The following is a 635-nucleotide window of genomic DNA, read 5'->3' as shown; positions in this document are numbered from 1 at the left end:
GAGCTTTACATCGGCGGGGCGGGGGTGGCCCGGGGCTACCTGAACCGCCCCGAGCTGACAGCCGAGCGGTTCATCGCCAGTCCGTTTGTGGACGGCGATCGGCTGTACCGGACCGGCGACCTGGGGCGTTATCTGCCGGACGGCAATCTGGAGTTCCTGGGCCGCAACGACGACCAGGTGAAGATCCGCGGCTTCCGCATCGAGCCGGGCGAGATCGCCACGCGGCTTTGCGAGCACGCCTGGGTGCGCGAGGCGGTGGTGGTGGCGCGCCAGAACCGCGCCGGCGACAAGCATCTTATTGCCTATGTGGTCTGCGCGCCCGAGGCCGGCTCGGACGAGGGCGATGGAGGCGGGCTTGCCGGCGCCTTGCGCGCGCATCTGAGCGCGCGGCTGCCGGACTACATGGTGCCGACGGCGTTCGTGCCGATCGCGGCGCTGCCGCTGACGGTGAACGGCAAGCTCGACCGCAAGGCACTGCCGGCGCCGGCCGATGAGGCCTATGCGCTGGCGGCCTATGAGGCGCCGCGCGGCGAGGTCGAGACGATGCTGGCCGGGATCTGGGCCGAGCTTCTGGGACTGGAGCGGGTCGGACGTCACGACCACTTTTTCGAACTGGGCGGCCACTCACTGCTGGC

The 635-nt window shown here is 70.2% G+C and carries 1 protein-coding gene; it reads left to right on the top strand.

Annotated features, from left to right (window positions below; all coding sequences use genetic code 11):
- Positions 1-635, top strand: a 635-nt coding sequence (locus XI08_RS09855) for a non-ribosomal peptide synthetase (RefSeq protein ID WP_271574266.1), incomplete at both ends; no start/stop codon positions are given.

The organism is Bradyrhizobium sp. CCBAU 11361 (genome assembly GCF_028128935.1).
In the GTDB taxonomy this organism is placed as follows: domain Bacteria; phylum Pseudomonadota; class Alphaproteobacteria; order Rhizobiales; family Xanthobacteraceae; genus Bradyrhizobium; species Bradyrhizobium niftali.
Note: the sequence above shows the minus strand (reverse complement) of the source record. Positions and strands in the feature narration are given on the sequence as shown.